This is a genomic window from Rhizobium sp. AN5 (assembly GCF_900215255.1).
Classification (GTDB): Bacteria; Pseudomonadota; Alphaproteobacteria; order Rhizobiales; family Rhizobiaceae; genus Agrobacterium; species Agrobacterium tumefaciens.
The window spans coordinates 1,180,767-1,194,261 of record NZ_OCMJ01000004.1; the positions used below are offsets into that span (position 1 = coordinate 1,180,767).

The following is a 13,495-nucleotide window of genomic DNA, read 5'->3' on the forward strand; positions in this document are numbered from 1 at the left end:
GGAGATGGGATGAAGATTATCGTTTGTAGGTGGGCTTGATGAAGGGCAGGGCAGCGACGGTGACGGGCAGATATTTGCCGCGCACTTCTGCAAAGATCGCCGTGCCGGGAGCAGTATAGGCCGCAGGGACGTAACCCATGGCAACGGGACCTTCGACCGACGGACCGAAGCCGCCGGAGGTTACTTCGCCGATTTCCGTCTTGCCTTCGGCATCCGCGAAAAGCTTGGAATGACCGCGCACCGGTGCCTTGCCCTCTGGCTTCAGGCCGACGCGACGGCGCGATGTGCCGTCCTTGAGTTCGCCTAGAATACGCTCCGCCCCCGGGAAACCGCCTTCGCGATCACCACCGGCGCGGCGCGCCTTCTGGATCGCCCATTCAAGCGAGGCTTCGATGGGGGAGGTCGTTGTATCGATATCGTTGCCGTAGAGACAAAGGCCAGCTTCAAGACGAAGGCTGTCGCGCGCTCCAAGCCCGATCGGCTCGCAATCAGGATGCTCGAGCAGGGCCTTGGCGATCTCTTCCGCCTTTTCGGCAGGCACGGAGATTTCAAAACCATCCTCGCCGGAATAACCGGAACGGGAAACGATGCAGGGAACGTCGTGCAGCGGAACTTCCAGCACGTCCATGAACTTCATTTCGGAAACGCCGGCCCAAAGTTCGGCCAGAACCGCTTCCGCGCGTGGTCCCTGAAGCGCGATCAGCGCCCGATCATCGAGAAGGGTAATGTCGCAAGTGTCGGAAAGATGCGCCTTCATATGGGCGACATCGGCGTCCTTGCAGGCCGCGTTGACGACGACGAAAAGGTGATCGCCGCGATTGGTGATCATCAGATCATCCAGAATACTGCCGTTTTCATCGGTGAAAAAACCGTAACGCTGGCGGCCTTCCTTTAGGCCGAGAACGTCAACCGGCACCAGTTTTTCAAGCGCGATTGCGGCATCGGCATTGTTGCCCGACTTCGCCTTCAGGATAACCTGGCCCATGTGGGACACGTCGAAGAGGCCGGCAGAGGTGCGGGTCTGAAGATGTTCCTTCAGCACGCCCGCCGGATATTGCACGGGCATGTCGTAACCGGCGAAAGGCACCATGCGGGCGCCAAGGGAAACATGCAGGGAATGGAGCGGCGTGATTTTAAGCTCGGCGGTATCGTCCAAGGACGCCTCCAGGGTTGCGCGAAAGATCGCGCGGGCTCAGGTCATGACGCGAAAAACGCGCCGGGTTCAAGAGCCCCCTCTGTCCTTGTCGCCTGAGATTGTTATCCCTTCGGCGAGCCGTCCTTATGAAAGGTGGCTTCTCTCCAGAGTTCCGTCGTCACCGCTGGTCCTTTTGCCTGAGAGTTTCCGGGGCGGTTGCTCCTTCGGCACCGCAATGAAGCGGTTTCTCCCAACGATGATGCGAGGCTCATTATCTTCGAAGCCCGGTCATTGGCAAGGACGAAATGACGCATCTGAACAGATTTTTGCTCCATCTGCGCCATCGCTGGCTAGATACACGGCGAGTTCCATGCATGAGGCGTGCCGTCAGTCTGATTTTTTCTCCGGCAGACCCTTGCGCTTTGTCGACGCCAGTTCATCAAGTTCCTTTTCTGTCATGGACTTCTCCATGCTTTTTGAAGCACCTTGTAAACTGGATTTCTTGACTTCACCGCGTTTGGCGGCCAGCGCCGCACCTGCGGCTTTCTGTTGGGCTTTCGATTTGGCTGGCATGTCGGTACTCCTTCCGAAACGATCTGTAATTTAAAGGAAATGCCGCCCTGTATTGATTGTTCCGTTGAGCGGCTGGGCCTGCGGCAAATTTCCCCTTTGAAATCGGAAGGAAAGAGGGGTATCGCCAGAAGATGGACGCAAATCGAAAACGACCGCTGACACGGGTGGAGAAAATGCTTCGCATTTTCTGCGCGGTGTTGATGTTGTCGCTTGGTTTTGCCCACAAGCCCGCGCTCGCCGCGGCACCTGCCGTTCTTCTGGATGAGAGCTACCGGCTGCCGGACGGCACCTTTGCCGAAATCTGCCTAGGCCACAGCGGCGGGGTAAATGCCTCGCACCCCAATGACGGGCCCGCCCATTCAAGCGATGCGATCCTGTTTTGCGAGGCCTGCCTGCTGGCCTCGTCCATTCTCTTGCCGGTGCCCGATGCGGCCGGCTGGCTGAGGACGGAATTCGCCTGGCTCGACAATCGCCTGACCGCGGAATGGGACTTTCGCTCGGTCCAGACGATCCGCAAACCGTCCGCACGCGGCCCACCATCCCTGTTCGCCTGATCTCTTCGTTTCACAGGATCATCGCCGCCGGGTGGCGGCACGGAGCAACTGCCCGGGCCAATGGCGCCGCAGTCGCAAGGACAAACAAATGAAAACCACCAAGATCATCACCTGCACCCTGTTCGTCGCCTCCGTCTCGACGGCGCAGGCCTTCGCCCATACGACCTTCGTTGACGGTTCGGCCGAACAGGAAAGCACCATCGTTGCCGCACTTCAGGTGCCGCATGGCTGCGATGGCGGACTTGCCACCACAGAAGTGCAGATCAAACTGCCGGAAGGCTTCATCACTGCCAAGCCGCAGCCCAAGGCCGGTTGGGAACTTGAGATCATCAAGGGCGACTATCAGAAAGCCTACAAGAACCACGGAAAGGACATCAAAAGCGGTCCGGTCGAAATCCGCTGGAAGGGTGGCAACTTGCCGGATGAATTCTATGACACCTTTGCCGTTCAGGGAAAAATCTCCGGCATAGAGGCCGGGCAGGACCTTCCCTTCAAGGTGACGCAGCTTTGCGGCGACAAAGGCAAGGTTTCCTGGGACGAGGTAGCGGCCGCAGGCGTCGATCCGCATTCGCTGAAAAGCCCGGCACCGACCATCCGCGTTACCGCAAAAGCCCATGCCGGTGGGCATGATCATTCCGCTATGGCCATGGATATGGACCTGGACGTGGTGAAGGCTGGCAGTCTCGAGCTTTCGGCTGGCGCGACAAAGGCCATGCTGCCCGGTCAGCCCGTGGGCGGCGGTTATGTCACGATCAGGAATACCGGTTCCAGCGAAGACAAGCTGATCGGCGTCGAATCCTCCGCCGCCGGCCGTGCAGAAATTCACGAAATGGCCATGGTCAACGACGTCATGAAGATGCGCAGGCTGGATGACGGCATCGTCATTCCCGCCGGCGAGACAGTGGAACTGAAGCCCGGCGGCCTGCACATGATGTTCTTCAACGTGAAGAAGCCGTTTGCCGAAGGCGACAAGGTGCCAGTGACGCTGATCTTTGAAAAGGCTGGCAAGGTCGACATTGTGCTTTCCGCAGGCTCGGCCAAGGGTGGTGACGACAAGAACGCTCACCAGCACAACTGACGCAAAAAAGAGGCTGCCGGAACGCAATACTCATTCGGCAGCCTCAGCTTGTTCGACCAATATTATTTTGTAACAGTCAGCTTGGCCTGCATACCCGCTTCGTAGTGACCTTTTATGTTGCATAAGAGGAGATATGTGCCGGGCGTAAGCTTTGCCTTGAGCTGACCATCGCCGCCCGGCTTCAGGTCGGCCACTTCGCCAAGACTTTTAAGCTGTTTTTCATCGACACGGTGTTTCGCGGTATTGAGCGGCATTTTTTCCTCTGCAGACTTCAGCTTGACGAGCACCATTTCGTGCTGCTTGCTCATGGCATCGTTATGCACATGAAACACGGCTTCACCGGCTTTGACTGTCGTCTGGTCCATACGAGTGTCATTGGTCCGCCACCTTCACCGCCTTCGGTGACCTTGATCGTCGTGGCCGCGAAAGCCGGCGCCGAAACAACGAGCGCGATCGTGGTAGCTGTGACGTGACGAGCAATAGAAATCATGATCTTCCTCCAGTTGGTACCGAAGGACTAAAATTTGAAGCTGACAACAACCTGAACGCGCGAAATGCGCACCAAAAAAATGATAAATCGATTTAATAAATATGGATATTAAATTGATATTATAAACTTTTATTGGATTCATTTTCCTCGTAGGCCTGCACGGCCTGATCGAGTGTTGTCTGGGGCGCGTGCCGCTGGCTTGCGCTTGTCAGGAAATAGAGGGTCAAGGCCGGCGGCTTGATGGCGGTGAGCAAGGCTCTCAGCTGGAAATCGTCTCCCTGTTCGGCCTTGCGCGCCAATTCGTGAATGGCTTCCTCAACCTCGCTTCTGCGCGATACACGCTGCGACGGCTTCACGGCCTCCAGTGCGTAGGCCGCAGTGTTTGCAGAAACGGAAAGAACCTGTGTCATCCAACCTCCGGCCATCCTTCGCCGACCCGTAAAACCGCAGATTAGCAGCTGCGTCTTGTTGGAAGGCTAAATCGCGGACGTGCAATTTAATCGAGTTTTAATCGAAAAAAGGTCGGGACGAGGGGGTTTCACCACCCGTGGCTATGTTCTAGAAAACGTCTTCAACAGACCCGTCGGGTATTTCTCCGGAGACATTCCCAAATGCTGAATATCGCTCTTGTCGCAGCAGGCGGCGCAATCGGTTCGGTTTTCCGCTATCTCGTGGGTGTGTTGAGTGTGCGCCTTGTCGGCATGACTTTCCCTTGGGGAACTCTGGCGGTGAATGTGGTCGGATCCTTCCTCATCGGTTTCCTGGTTGAGCTTGTTGCAAGGCGGCTGAACGCGTCTATGGAGATGCGCCTGTTTCTGGTCACCGGCGTTCTCGGTGGCTTCACCACCTTTTCGTCCTTCTCGCTGGATGCGGTAGCGCTTTTCGAACGCGGCGCGCTCGGCCTTTCGGCGGTTTACATCACGGCAAGTCTGGTGGTTTCCATCGCGGCGGTTTTCGCCGGGCTGGCCTTGGGCCGCAGTTTGTTCTAAAGGCTTGCTCCAAACGGTGCGCCGGAGAACAGGGCGCGCGATCAAGACAGAGAGACTGGAAATTTCATGGCAGGTATCGAGCATATCAAGGTCGAGGCCGACGAGGCCGGTATGCGCCTCGATCGCTGGTTCAAGATTCACTATCCGGGTCTGGGGTTCGGGCAGCTGCAAAAGCTGCTGCGCTCCGGGCAGGTGCGTGTGGACGGCGGCCGGGTGAAGACGGACGCACGGGTGCAGCCGGGACAGATGGTGCGTGTGCCGCCGGTCGATTCCGACCTCAAGGTCAAAAGCGGACCGATCGGATCCAGGGACCTAAAACATTCGGCAGACGGCGAACTTCTGGCGCGCATGCTGCTGCATGAAGACGACAAGGTTCTGGTGTTCAACAAGCCGGCCGGCATTGCCGTGCAGGGCGGCTCTGGCGTCAACCGTCACATCGACGGGCTTCTGGAAGCATGGACCAGCCCGAAGGGCGAAAAGCCGCGTCTGGTGCACCGTCTGGACCGTGACACATCGGGCGTACTGGTGGTGGCCCGCACCCGAGGTGCTGCACAGAAGCTGACGGCCGCTTTCCGCGAGCGCGATACCAAGAAGACCTATTGGGCGCTGGTTCGCGGCGTGCCGCGCAAGCATCAGGACAAGATTTCCACCTGGCTGGTCAAGGAGCAGACCCCCGACGGCGACCGCATGCGCATCGCCAAGCACGGCGAGGAGGGGGCAGATCACGCCATTTCTTACTACCGTGTCATCGATACCGCTGCGCAGAACCTCGCCTGGCTGGAAATGGAGCCCTATACCGGCCGTACCCACCAGCTGCGCGTTCACGCGCTGCATATGGGGCACCCGATCATCGGCGATCCGAAATATTACATCGATGATCCGAACTGGGATTTTCCGGGCGGTGTACAAAAGCGTCTGCACCTGCATGCGCGCCATATCGACATTCCGCACCCGAATGGCGGCCGGCTTCGCGTCAGCGCGCCTTTGCCACCGCATATGGTACAGACTTGGAACCTGCTCGGCCTCGACGTGGCCGATGGCGACAGGGAAGGCTGATATCAGATGAAACTCGTTCTTTTCGATTGTGACGGCACGCTGGTCGACAGCGCCGGTCTTATCCATGCCGTCATGGTCGATACCTTCGCAGATTTCGGAAAGCCACGGCCTGATATTGCGCAGACCAAGGCAATCATCGGCCTGACGCTCGACATCGCCATCGCCCGCATGCTCGGTAAGGCGCATGTGGATGACGAGGCGCGCGCGATGACTGAGCGCTACCGGGAAATCTACCACCCGATCCGCGCCCGACCTGGCATGATCGAGCCGCTGTTCGACGGTATCGCGCCCTTGATCGACACGCTTGCCAGGCGGGATGAGGTGCTGATCGGCGCGGTCACCGGCAAGGGCCGTCGCGGGTTGACCCATATTCTCGAAACGCATGGTTTTGCCGAGCATTTCATCGTGTCGCGCACGGCGGATGATTGCCCTTCCAAGCCGCATCCGGCAATGGTGATGGAATGTTGCCATGAAACCGGCATGGTTCCGGCCGACACTGTCGTCATCGGCGATGCTATCTATGACATGCAGATGGCAAAGGCGGCCGGCGCAAAGGCCATCGGCGTCGCCTGGGGCTACGCCTCGGTCGATGATCTCTGGAAGGCAGGCGCTGACGCCGTCGTCAGCCATCCGAGCGAAATTCCCGCCCATGTGTCCGCCGATATTCTTGAATGACCCTTTCTATTCGACTGATGAGGACGTGCCATGCGTGATCTCCTGAACGACCTTTCGGAAGGCCTCAGCCACCCCGATCCAATCCTTCGCGCCCAAATCCAGATGCAGCGGCCTCTGCCGAAACGGTTTTATAAGGACGTTACCGTTGCTGACGTGGAAGACGGCGGCTTCACCATCCATCTCGATGGCAAGCCGCTGCGCACGCCTGCCAAGAAGCCGCTTGTCTTGCCATCGAAGGCGCTTGCGGACCTGCTTCGCGGTGAATGGGATGCGCAGAAAGAGGTGGTGAACCCGGTCGTCATGCCGGTCTCGCGGCATGTGAACACGGCCATCGACGGCATCGCCAGCGACACCCAGGCGGTTTTCGAGGATATCCTGCGCTTTTCCTCTTCCGATCTCCTGTGCTACCGGGCAGGTCAACCGGAAGCGCTTGTGGCGCGGCAGGCGGACCATTGGGATCCGGTGATCGACTGGGCAGCCAATGTTCTCGGCGCACGCTTCATTCTCGTCGAAGGCGTCATGCATCGCGATCAGCCTCGGGAAGCTGTTGCAGCCTTTGCCGTTACACTCAAAAAATACGACACGCCGATCGCGCTTGCCGCCCTGCACACCATGACGTCGCTGACCGGCTCCGCCATTCTGGCGCTGGCACTGGCGGAAGGGCAACTGACGCTGGAGGAAACCTGGGCGCTGGCCCATCTTGACGAGGACTGGACCGCCGAACATTGGGGCGAGGACGAGGAGGCGCAGGAGCGCCGCGCCACCAGGCTCATCGACATGCGTGCAGCACTCAACGTTCTGGAGGCGTTGAAGAGCGCGCCTTAACGCTTTTCTAACCCTGATGACCGAATATGCGGTTACCTCACGTTAGGGGAGCCGCAGATCATGAACACTCGATTGAAACGCCTTGGCATTGTTGTGCTGGCGTGTTTCACGCTCATGTCTTTCAGGCTGGAACCGGAGGCGACCAATGCCGACCGGCTGCTTTATGATGTGCGCGGCGCCTTTGTAGCGGCACGGCCGGATGTGGCGCCGGCATTGATGCAATCCATTCATGCGCAACTACAGAATGCGATCAAAACGACGGCACGCGGCGAAATCAGACCGCGCGTGGTGCTGACCATTCGCCTCGCATCCGTCACCCGCGGTCCCTTCCTGTTTGGAGAACGGGCATCGGCCCGTGTCATCGTTCGTGCGGCCGCCGTGGCGACGGGCGAGGTGATCGCCGAGGCCAAATTCACAGCCACCGTCGTCAGCTTCGACAATCAGTCGATCGAGCAGGATCTCGCTTACGGCGTCGCGGAGCGCGTGATCCGTGAGTTCCGGCTGAGCCGACCCGGACCGACAACGCTGGCGACGGCGCTGTTTCCGTGAACAAGTATGGTTTCCAGATAGAGTTTAAACTGGTTTCACAAGAAGGCCGGTGGCCATGGACTGGAAAGCCTCGACAGCCTTCGGCAGCACCCTCACGGGATCGTCACTGGCGGCGATCCAGAGCGCAGCATTAAGTGCAGCGCCGCTTAGAAGCCGGGCAGCAGCTTCCGCATCGACTGACTTGATGACCCCTTGTTTGATGAGGCTCTGAACCGTCCGCTTGGTCGCCTGCAGACAATTGCTCTGGCTAGGCCACTGCGAGGGATCACCCAACACCGCAGGCCCGTCGAGCAGAACGATGCGTTGTACTTCGGGATCAAGTGCCATTTCGATATAGGCGGCGCCCTCGGCGAGCAAACTTTGCCAATCGCCCCCGGCCAGTCCCCCGATCTCCTGAGCGCGCGACGCCATTTCAGAATCGATCTGATCGACCACCGCCGCTAGAAGCCCACGCTTATCTCCGAAATTGTGATAAAGCGCCCCACGCGTCAGACCAACCTCAGCGGTCAACTCGTCCATTGATGCGGCAGAGTATCCCTTTTCGGCGAAAATCTTTCGTGCAGCCGCGATCAGCTTTACGCGATTTTCCTCCATCGTTTCCGCGCGTCGTTTCACCATTTTCCCCTCAATTTCACATACGTGATGTATATGGGTTGACATACGGCATGTATGCGACCAAACTCAAATACGCATCGTATATCAAATAAGGCGTTGCGTGAAGCGCTCGAAGCGTAACGTTCCGCCCGGAGGGTGCACTCGATTACAAAGAAGAGAGATTTAAAAATGACGAAGCGCGAAGCAATCTTTCCCGCTAACAGACATGCTCTTTACGAGGAGCACGGCTATTCGGCGGCTATTCGATCCGGGGACCTTTTGTTTGTTTCCGGGCAGGTGGGCAGCCGTTCCGATGGAACGCCAGAACCCGATTTTGAACGTCAGGTACAATTGGCTTTCGAAAATCTCAAAGCCACGCTGCATGCAGCGGGCTGTACATTTGATGATATTGTCGACGTGACGACATTCCATACGGACCCCGAAAAACAGTTCGGAACCATCATGGCCGTCAAGCAGCAGATTTTCAGCAAGAAGCCTTACCCGAACTGGACTGCAATAGGCGTGAACTGGCTCGCGGGCTTCGATTTCGAGATCAAGGTCATCGCCCGCATTCCTTCGGATGCATAAATCTCCGAAAGCCATGGGTAAGACGGCGTACTGAAAACGCCGTCACGTCGCTCTTCAAGATGTCGGACGAAGCCAAACTGCGCAGGTTAGGCTACCCCTGTCGCAGCCTTAGCCAAGCCGCTCGGCATGCCATTTCAGATGGTCATCCATGAAGCTGGAGATGAAATAATAAGAGTGGTCGTAACGCTCGTGCATGCGAAGCGTCAGGCCGATATCGGTTCCTTTGATCGCCTCTTCGAACAGCCAGGGACGCAGGCCTTTTTCGAGGAAACTGTCGGCCTTGCCCTGGTCGATCAGGAATTCCGGAAAACGGGCGCCGTCTTCGACCAGCGAGCAGGCGTCGTATTGCCGCCATGCGGCACGATCCGTTCCGAGATACTTTTCCAGCGCCGGTTCGGACCAGTCGGCAGAGGAGGGGGCGACGATAGGGGCGAAGGCGGAGCAGCTCTTGAAGCGGTCTGGGTTCTTCAAGGCAATCGTCATGGCGCCATGGCCGCCCATCGAATGGCCGAAAATGCCCTGACGGCTCATATCCGCGCGGAAATGCTGGCCAATGAAGGCTGGCAGCTCTTCCGTCACGTAGCTGTACATATGGTAGTGCTCCGACCAAGGCTCCTGCGTGGCGTCGAGATAAAAGCCGGCGCCCTTGCCCATCTGCCAGTTGGTCACTTCATCAGGCACATCGTTGCCGCGCGGGCTGGTATCCGGGCAGACAATGACCAGCCCGAGTTCGGACGCCATGCGGCGATATTCGCCTTTTTCCATGACATTGGCGTGGGTACAGGTGAGGCCGGAAAGATACCACAGAACCGGGCACGGCTCGCTGATCGCCTTCGGCGGCACATAGACTGCAAAGGTCATCTCGCATTTGAGGGTTTCAGATGGGTGCGAAAATACGCCCTGCATGCCGCCAAAGGCCGTATTTTGCGAGATGATATTCATGAAGCCATTCCTTTATGAAGAGGTTTTCCGGTTCAGCCCGCAAGCGCGACCGCAGCATTGACCGCCGCTGCCACCAGAACCGTGTTGAAGAAGAAGGAGACGATGGAGTGCAACAGCGTGACCTTGCGCATCGGTGTCGTGGTTACAGCAACATCCGAGGTCTGCGCTGTCATGCCGATGACAACAGCGAAATAGAGGAAGTCGTAACCGCAGGGTTCTTTCGTCGCCGGGAAATCCATGCCGCCGCGATGCTGGCGCTTGCCATCAACGGTTTCCGGACGCCAGTAAAGATGGGCGTAGTGCAAGGCGGTCATGGTGTGGATAGTCAGCCACCCGAAAATGACGGAGCCGAAGGCGAGCAGCAGCGTCCAGACGGTTTCGCCGGAATGGTTGAGTGCCTGGAACAGTGAAACGACGGCGACGGTGGCAGCGATCAGCGTAATGGCGATGATGGCCATTGCCGGCAGGTCATCACTATCGGCATGCGCTTTCAGGTGCTGGGCCGTTAATTTCGGAAGCCGAAAGGCCACCAACCCGAGATAGGTCAGGAAAAACAGAATGGCCGTAATTTCGATGGCGAGCGGCCGTGCGAATGCCAGCGCCAAGCCAAGGCCGAGGGCGCCAACAAAAAGAGCGACGAAGAAAGGCTTATGGCGGCTATAGGTGTTGCTCTGCGGATTGGCCGGGGTCATGGGCTGCGCCTTCCTGTTTACGCGGTCATTTTTTGACACGGCGGCAGAAACGGTCAAGCGTCTCCAGAAAAGCAGACCGGTCGCGCGGCGAGAAAGCCGCGTTATATCCTTTGCTCTCACCGGTTTCGCGCAGGTGTGCGCCAAGGTCGCGCATCGCAGTTGCCATGCCGATGTTGGTTTGGTCGAAAACGCGGCCGGTCGGTCCCGTCACCAGCGCGCCCCTGGCAACGCAACGCCCGGCGAGCGGCACATCGGCGGTAATGACGATATCGTTTTCGCCCGCACGCTCCGCAATCCAGTCATCCGCCGCATCGAAACCGGCCGATACGATCACGTTTTTCACCATCGGATCGCGCGACGGGCGCAAACCGGAATTGGCAACGAATGTCACCTCCAGCCCATGCCGTTCCGCCACCTTGAGAATCTCGGGTTTCACGGGGCAGGCGTCGGCATCGACATAGATTTGCGGGGTCTGCGACATGGGCACTCTTCGAGGATCATTTATGCATCGCTTTTAAGGGCAAACGCTGCGATTACCAAGCCCGCCATCTGTGAAAATATGGCGACAGGCAGGGTAAGGAATACGCTTGCGACCTTCAAACAAGTGCAGTATGTTCACTTTATGTTCTTGACGTGAGGTATTCCCGATGCTGGAAGAATTCATCGTGCAGGCCAAATCCGCCACTTATGTGGGCGGCGGCAACAAATCCTCAACGCCCACCCGCATCGGCTCACACGACCTCGGTTTTCATAGCGGCGACTGGAACTATATCGATAGCTATTTCGGCGGAACCGACTTCATCGGTCAGGAGGTCGTCTGGCATCAGGGAATTCCACTTTGGGCCATGAATTATTACGGCCGCATCATCCGCCCTGAGCTAATCGACGGCACGGTGGCGGGCAGGGTGATCCAGCGATCGCTTTCCACGCTATACAGGGAAGGGCGCTTCCTCGGTGGCTTCACCCACGAGGTCGAAGACATGGTCTATGTCGATACCAATGAGGGTGAATTCCGGTCTTTTACCGGCGTGGAGCGGATATATCGGAACAGTGTCGAGGTGTACCGGCTCGATTACCACGGCGGCGTGATAAAGCCGTAGTTGCGCCGCGAGTAAGATCAAACAGGGACGATGGAGACCCATCGCCCCTTTTATCGATTTCAAATCAGCCGGGCTGCTTCGTCTTGCGCAGGTATGGAAGAACAGTGTCATAGGAGCCGAAACGGGCAATCGCATCCTCGTTGGAGACGGCGGCGGTGATGATGACGTCTTCGCCCTGTTTCCAGTTTGCCGGTGTCGCCACCTGATGTTTGGAAGTCAGCTGGATGGAATCGATCGCGCGAAGAATTTCGTCGAAGTTGCGCCCGGTGGTCATCGGGTAGGTGAGGACCAGCTTGATCTTCTTGTCGGGACCGACAACGAAGACGGAGCGCACGGTGGCGTTGTCGGCCGGCGTGCGGCCTTCGGAACTGTCGCCAGCGCCCGCCGGCAGCATGTCATAGAGCTTCGCCACTTTCAGGTCCTTGTCGCCGATCAGCGGATAATCGACGTTAAAGCCGGTCGCAGTGCGGATGTCGTTTTTCCATTTCTCATGGCTTTCGACCGGATCGACCGAAATGCCGATGATCTTGACGCCGCGCTTTTCGAATTCCGGCTGCAGGCCGCCCATCGCGCCGAGTTCCGTGGTGCAGACCGGCGTGAAATTCTTCGGATGCGAAAACAGGACCGCCCAGCCGTCGCCGATCCATTCGTGAAAGCTCACCGGACCGTGTGTGGTCTCGGCGGTGAAATCGGGTGCGATGTCGTTTATACGCAGGCTCATCTGATGGTTTCTCCCTAATGATTTAAATTGAAATCCTGAAGGTTTGGCAATCCGCGTCCGGCGCAGGAGCTTAGAGTTTTTGCGTGAAATGGCCAGCCCTTTCCACGGCAAACGGCACGCCAATGACCTGTCATGGAAACGTACAAGGATTGTTTTCGTTCTGGCGAACGCCTATTCTGACACGCTGCCTTTTCCGGCCGGCGCAAAAAGCTGACGCTCGACCACAATGAGCCAATAGTCTCCAAACAGACGCGATGGGGAACAGCAATGACGATCACCATTACCGCTTTTGAACGCTCGCCCGATGGCGGCAAGGGTCTGGCCCGCGACATGCGCGTCCGCTGGGCGCTGGAGGAAGCGGGGCTATCCTACGATGTTCGCCTTCTCTCCTTCAAGGCGATGCGGGAACCTGAGCATCTCGCACTTCAGCCGTTCGGACAAATCCCGACCTATGAGGAGGGCGATCTTGTACTGTTTGAATCCGGCGCGATCATTTTCCACATCGCAGAGCGCAATGCCGGCCTGTTGCCGCGGGATGAGAATGCGCGGGCGCGGGCGATAACCTGGATGTTCGCCGCACTCAACACGGTGGAGCCGCCAATCGTTGACCGCTCGATTGCCCGATTTCTGGAGGGCGACAAGAGCTGGTACGAGGAGCGCTTAGCGATGATCGATAAAAATGTCCGCAAGCGGCTCGGCGAACTCTCCCGCTGCCTCGGTGACGACGACTGGCTCGACGGTGCGTTCAGCGCTGGAGATCTGTTGATGATATCGGTGCTGCAAAGGATAAAAAGCTCAGGCATCCTCGAAGAATATCCAAACCTTTCAGCTTATGTGGCCCGCGGTGAGGCGCGTCCGGCCTATCAACGCGCCTTTGCCGACCAGCTTGCCGTCTTCAAGGCCGCCTCGACTGGTTGAACGTCGGTGAATAGCG

The 13,495-nt window shown here is 58.0% G+C and carries 18 protein-coding genes, 1 pseudogene and 1 riboswitch; of the genes and pseudogenes, 10 read left to right on the forward strand and 9 right to left on the reverse strand.

The features are described 5' to 3' along the window. Positions 1-16 precede the first annotated feature (16 nt). Entirely contained in the window at positions 17-1,156 is a 1,140-nt protein-coding gene (gcvT, locus tag CRP02_RS18205; RefSeq protein ID WP_097171892.1) for a glycine cleavage system aminomethyltransferase GcvT, read from the reverse strand. A gap of 154 nt (positions 1,157-1,310) precedes the next feature. After that, positions 1,311-1,398: riboswitch (glycine riboswitch) on the reverse strand. Between the two features lie 124 nt (positions 1,399-1,522). Then, positions 1,523-1,708: a DUF3008 family protein gene (locus tag CRP02_RS18210; protein ID WP_003496099.1), complete on the reverse strand. Its 186-nt coding sequence runs from the start codon at positions 1,706-1,708 to the stop codon at positions 1,523-1,525. 173 nt (positions 1,709-1,881) lie between these two features. On the opposite strand from CRP02_RS18210, the gene CRP02_RS18215 reads away from it, so the two are divergent. Both CRP02_RS18215 and CRP02_RS18220 read left to right on the forward strand, forming a co-directional pair. After that, complete coding sequence (locus tag CRP02_RS18215; protein ID WP_097171893.1) at positions 1,882-2,262, forward strand: hypothetical protein; 381 nt, start codon at positions 1,882-1,884, stop codon at positions 2,260-2,262. Between the two features lie 88 nt (positions 2,263-2,350). Continuing rightward, positions 2,351-3,340 carry a copper chaperone PCu(A)C gene (locus CRP02_RS18220; protein WP_097171894.1) on the forward strand — a complete coding sequence of 330 codons (990 nt, stop codon included), beginning with the start codon at positions 2,351-2,353 and terminating at the stop codon, positions 3,338-3,340. A 62-nt stretch (positions 3,341-3,402) separates the two neighbouring features. Here the strand turns inward: CRP02_RS18220 and CRP02_RS18225 are convergent. Together CRP02_RS18225 and CRP02_RS18230 are read right to left on the reverse strand one after the other, a co-directional pair. Continuing rightward, a pseudogene (locus CRP02_RS18225) lies at positions 3,403-3,830 on the reverse strand (plastocyanin/azurin family copper-binding protein). Between the two features lie 119 nt (positions 3,831-3,949). After that, the gene (locus CRP02_RS18230; RefSeq protein WP_097171895.1) at positions 3,950-4,240 is read right to left on the reverse strand and encodes a hypothetical protein; all 291 of its coding nucleotides are present in this window, start codon (positions 4,238-4,240) and stop codon (positions 3,950-3,952) included. 201 nt (positions 4,241-4,441) lie between these two features. Between CRP02_RS18230 and crcB the strand changes: the two genes are divergently transcribed. From crcB to CRP02_RS18255, 5 genes are all read left to right on the forward strand, one after another. Next, positions 4,442-4,819 (forward strand): fluoride efflux transporter CrcB, encoded by a 378-nt coding sequence (gene crcB / locus CRP02_RS18235; RefSeq protein ID WP_097171896.1) that lies wholly within the window; start codon positions 4,442-4,444, stop codon positions 4,817-4,819. Between the two features lie 66 nt (positions 4,820-4,885). Further along, positions 4,886-5,875 carry an RluA family pseudouridine synthase gene (locus CRP02_RS18240; RefSeq protein ID WP_003512960.1) on the forward strand — a complete coding sequence of 330 codons (990 nt, stop codon included), beginning with the start codon at positions 4,886-4,888 and terminating at the stop codon, positions 5,873-5,875. Between the two features lie 6 nt (positions 5,876-5,881). Continuing rightward, on the forward strand, positions 5,882-6,550 hold the full coding sequence (locus CRP02_RS18245; RefSeq protein ID WP_097171897.1) for an HAD family hydrolase: 669 nt from the start codon (positions 5,882-5,884) through the stop codon (positions 6,548-6,550). A gap of 30 nt (positions 6,551-6,580) precedes the next feature. Beyond that, entirely contained in the window at positions 6,581-7,375 is a 795-nt protein-coding gene (locus CRP02_RS18250; RefSeq protein ID WP_097171898.1) for an ATP12 family chaperone protein, read from the forward strand. A 60-nt stretch (positions 7,376-7,435) separates the two neighbouring features. Next, positions 7,436-7,924 carry a hypothetical protein gene (locus tag CRP02_RS18255; protein ID WP_013636057.1) on the forward strand — a complete coding sequence of 163 codons (489 nt, stop codon included), beginning with the start codon at positions 7,436-7,438 and terminating at the stop codon, positions 7,922-7,924. Positions 7,925-7,948: 24 nt separating this feature from the next. Here the strand turns inward: CRP02_RS18255 and CRP02_RS18260 are convergent, their stop codons facing one another. Beyond that, complete coding sequence (locus CRP02_RS18260) at positions 7,949-8,542, reverse strand: TetR/AcrR family transcriptional regulator (protein WP_097171899.1); 594 nt, start codon at positions 8,540-8,542, stop codon at positions 7,949-7,951. A gap of 165 nt (positions 8,543-8,707) precedes the next feature. On the opposite strand from CRP02_RS18260, the gene CRP02_RS18265 reads away from it, so the two are divergent. Further along, on the forward strand, positions 8,708-9,106 hold the full coding sequence (locus tag CRP02_RS18265; protein WP_097102496.1) for a RidA family protein: 399 nt from the start codon (positions 8,708-8,710) through the stop codon (positions 9,104-9,106). A 108-nt stretch (positions 9,107-9,214) separates the two neighbouring features. On the opposite strand, the gene fghA is transcribed toward CRP02_RS18265, so the two are convergent. The 3 genes from fghA to CRP02_RS18280 are packed head-to-tail and all read right to left on the reverse strand — an operon-like array spanning position 9,215 to position 11,221. After that, complete coding sequence (fghA, locus tag CRP02_RS18270) at positions 9,215-10,048, reverse strand: S-formylglutathione hydrolase (RefSeq protein ID WP_097171900.1); 834 nt, start codon at positions 10,046-10,048, stop codon at positions 9,215-9,217. Positions 10,049-10,080: 32 nt separating this feature from the next. Next, positions 10,081-10,740, reverse strand: a complete 660-nt coding sequence (locus CRP02_RS18275) for a DUF1345 domain-containing protein (RefSeq protein ID WP_097171901.1) — start codon at positions 10,738-10,740, stop codon at positions 10,081-10,083. Between the two features lie 25 nt (positions 10,741-10,765). After that, complete coding sequence (locus tag CRP02_RS18280; RefSeq protein WP_003512976.1) at positions 10,766-11,221, reverse strand: YaiI/YqxD family protein; 456 nt, start codon at positions 11,219-11,221, stop codon at positions 10,766-10,768. Between the two features lie 166 nt (positions 11,222-11,387). Here CRP02_RS18280 and CRP02_RS18285 point away from each other — a divergent pair, with 166 nt between their 5' ends. Beyond that, positions 11,388-11,840 (forward strand): DUF5680 domain-containing protein, encoded by a 453-nt coding sequence (locus CRP02_RS18285; RefSeq protein ID WP_097171902.1) that lies wholly within the window; start codon positions 11,388-11,390, stop codon positions 11,838-11,840. 64 nt (positions 11,841-11,904) lie between these two features. Here the strand turns inward: CRP02_RS18285 and CRP02_RS18290 are convergent, their stop codons facing one another. Continuing rightward, positions 11,905-12,561 (reverse strand): peroxiredoxin, encoded by a 657-nt coding sequence (locus CRP02_RS18290; protein ID WP_003512980.1) that lies wholly within the window; start codon positions 12,559-12,561, stop codon positions 11,905-11,907. 267 nt (positions 12,562-12,828) lie between these two features. Between CRP02_RS18290 and CRP02_RS18295 the strand changes: the two genes are divergently transcribed. After that, positions 12,829-13,479, forward strand: a complete 651-nt coding sequence (locus CRP02_RS18295; protein ID WP_097171903.1) for a glutathione S-transferase family protein — start codon at positions 12,829-12,831, stop codon at positions 13,477-13,479. Positions 13,480-13,495: the final 16 nt, after the last annotated feature.

What these genes read in the sequence shown, in the direction of transcription:
- CRP02_RS18210 (WP_003496099.1), bottom strand. Translation starts at nt 1,708, where the DNA reads ATGCCAGCCAAATCGAAAGCCCAACAGAAAGCCGCAGGTGCGGCGCTG.
- CRP02_RS18215 (WP_097171893.1), top strand. Translation starts at nt 1,882, where the DNA reads ATGCTTCGCATTTTCTGCGCGGTGTTGATGTTGTCGCTTGGTTTTGCC.
- CRP02_RS18220 (WP_097171894.1), top strand. Translation starts at nt 2,351, where the DNA reads ATGAAAACCACCAAGATCATCACCTGCACCCTGTTCGTCGCCTCCGTC.
- CRP02_RS18230 (WP_097171895.1), bottom strand. Translation starts at nt 4,240, where the DNA reads ATGACACAGGTTCTTTCCGTTTCTGCAAACACTGCGGCCTACGCACTG.
- crcB (WP_097171896.1), top strand. Translation starts at nt 4,442, where the DNA reads ATGCTGAATATCGCTCTTGTCGCAGCAGGCGGCGCAATCGGTTCGGTT.
- CRP02_RS18240 (WP_003512960.1), top strand. Translation starts at nt 4,886, where the DNA reads ATGGCAGGTATCGAGCATATCAAGGTCGAGGCCGACGAGGCCGGTATG.
- CRP02_RS18245 (WP_097171897.1), top strand. Translation starts at nt 5,882, where the DNA reads ATGAAACTCGTTCTTTTCGATTGTGACGGCACGCTGGTCGACAGCGCC.
- CRP02_RS18250 (WP_097171898.1), top strand. Translation starts at nt 6,581, where the DNA reads ATGCGTGATCTCCTGAACGACCTTTCGGAAGGCCTCAGCCACCCCGAT.
- CRP02_RS18255 (WP_013636057.1), top strand. Translation starts at nt 7,436, where the DNA reads ATGAACACTCGATTGAAACGCCTTGGCATTGTTGTGCTGGCGTGTTTC.
- CRP02_RS18260 (WP_097171899.1), bottom strand. Translation starts at nt 8,542, where the DNA reads ATGGTGAAACGACGCGCGGAAACGATGGAGGAAAATCGCGTAAAGCTG.
- CRP02_RS18265 (WP_097102496.1), top strand. Translation starts at nt 8,708, where the DNA reads ATGACGAAGCGCGAAGCAATCTTTCCCGCTAACAGACATGCTCTTTAC.
- fghA (WP_097171900.1), bottom strand. Translation starts at nt 10,048, where the DNA reads ATGAATATCATCTCGCAAAATACGGCCTTTGGCGGCATGCAGGGCGTA.
- CRP02_RS18275 (WP_097171901.1), bottom strand. Translation starts at nt 10,740, where the DNA reads ATGACCCCGGCCAATCCGCAGAGCAACACCTATAGCCGCCATAAGCCT.
- CRP02_RS18280 (WP_003512976.1), bottom strand. Translation starts at nt 11,221, where the DNA reads ATGTCGCAGACCCCGCAAATCTATGTCGATGCCGACGCCTGCCCCGTG.
- CRP02_RS18285 (WP_097171902.1), top strand. Translation starts at nt 11,388, where the DNA reads ATGCTGGAAGAATTCATCGTGCAGGCCAAATCCGCCACTTATGTGGGC.
- CRP02_RS18290 (WP_003512980.1), bottom strand. Translation starts at nt 12,561, where the DNA reads ATGAGCCTGCGTATAAACGACATCGCACCCGATTTCACCGCCGAGACC.
- CRP02_RS18295 (WP_097171903.1), top strand. Translation starts at nt 12,829, where the DNA reads ATGACGATCACCATTACCGCTTTTGAACGCTCGCCCGATGGCGGCAAG.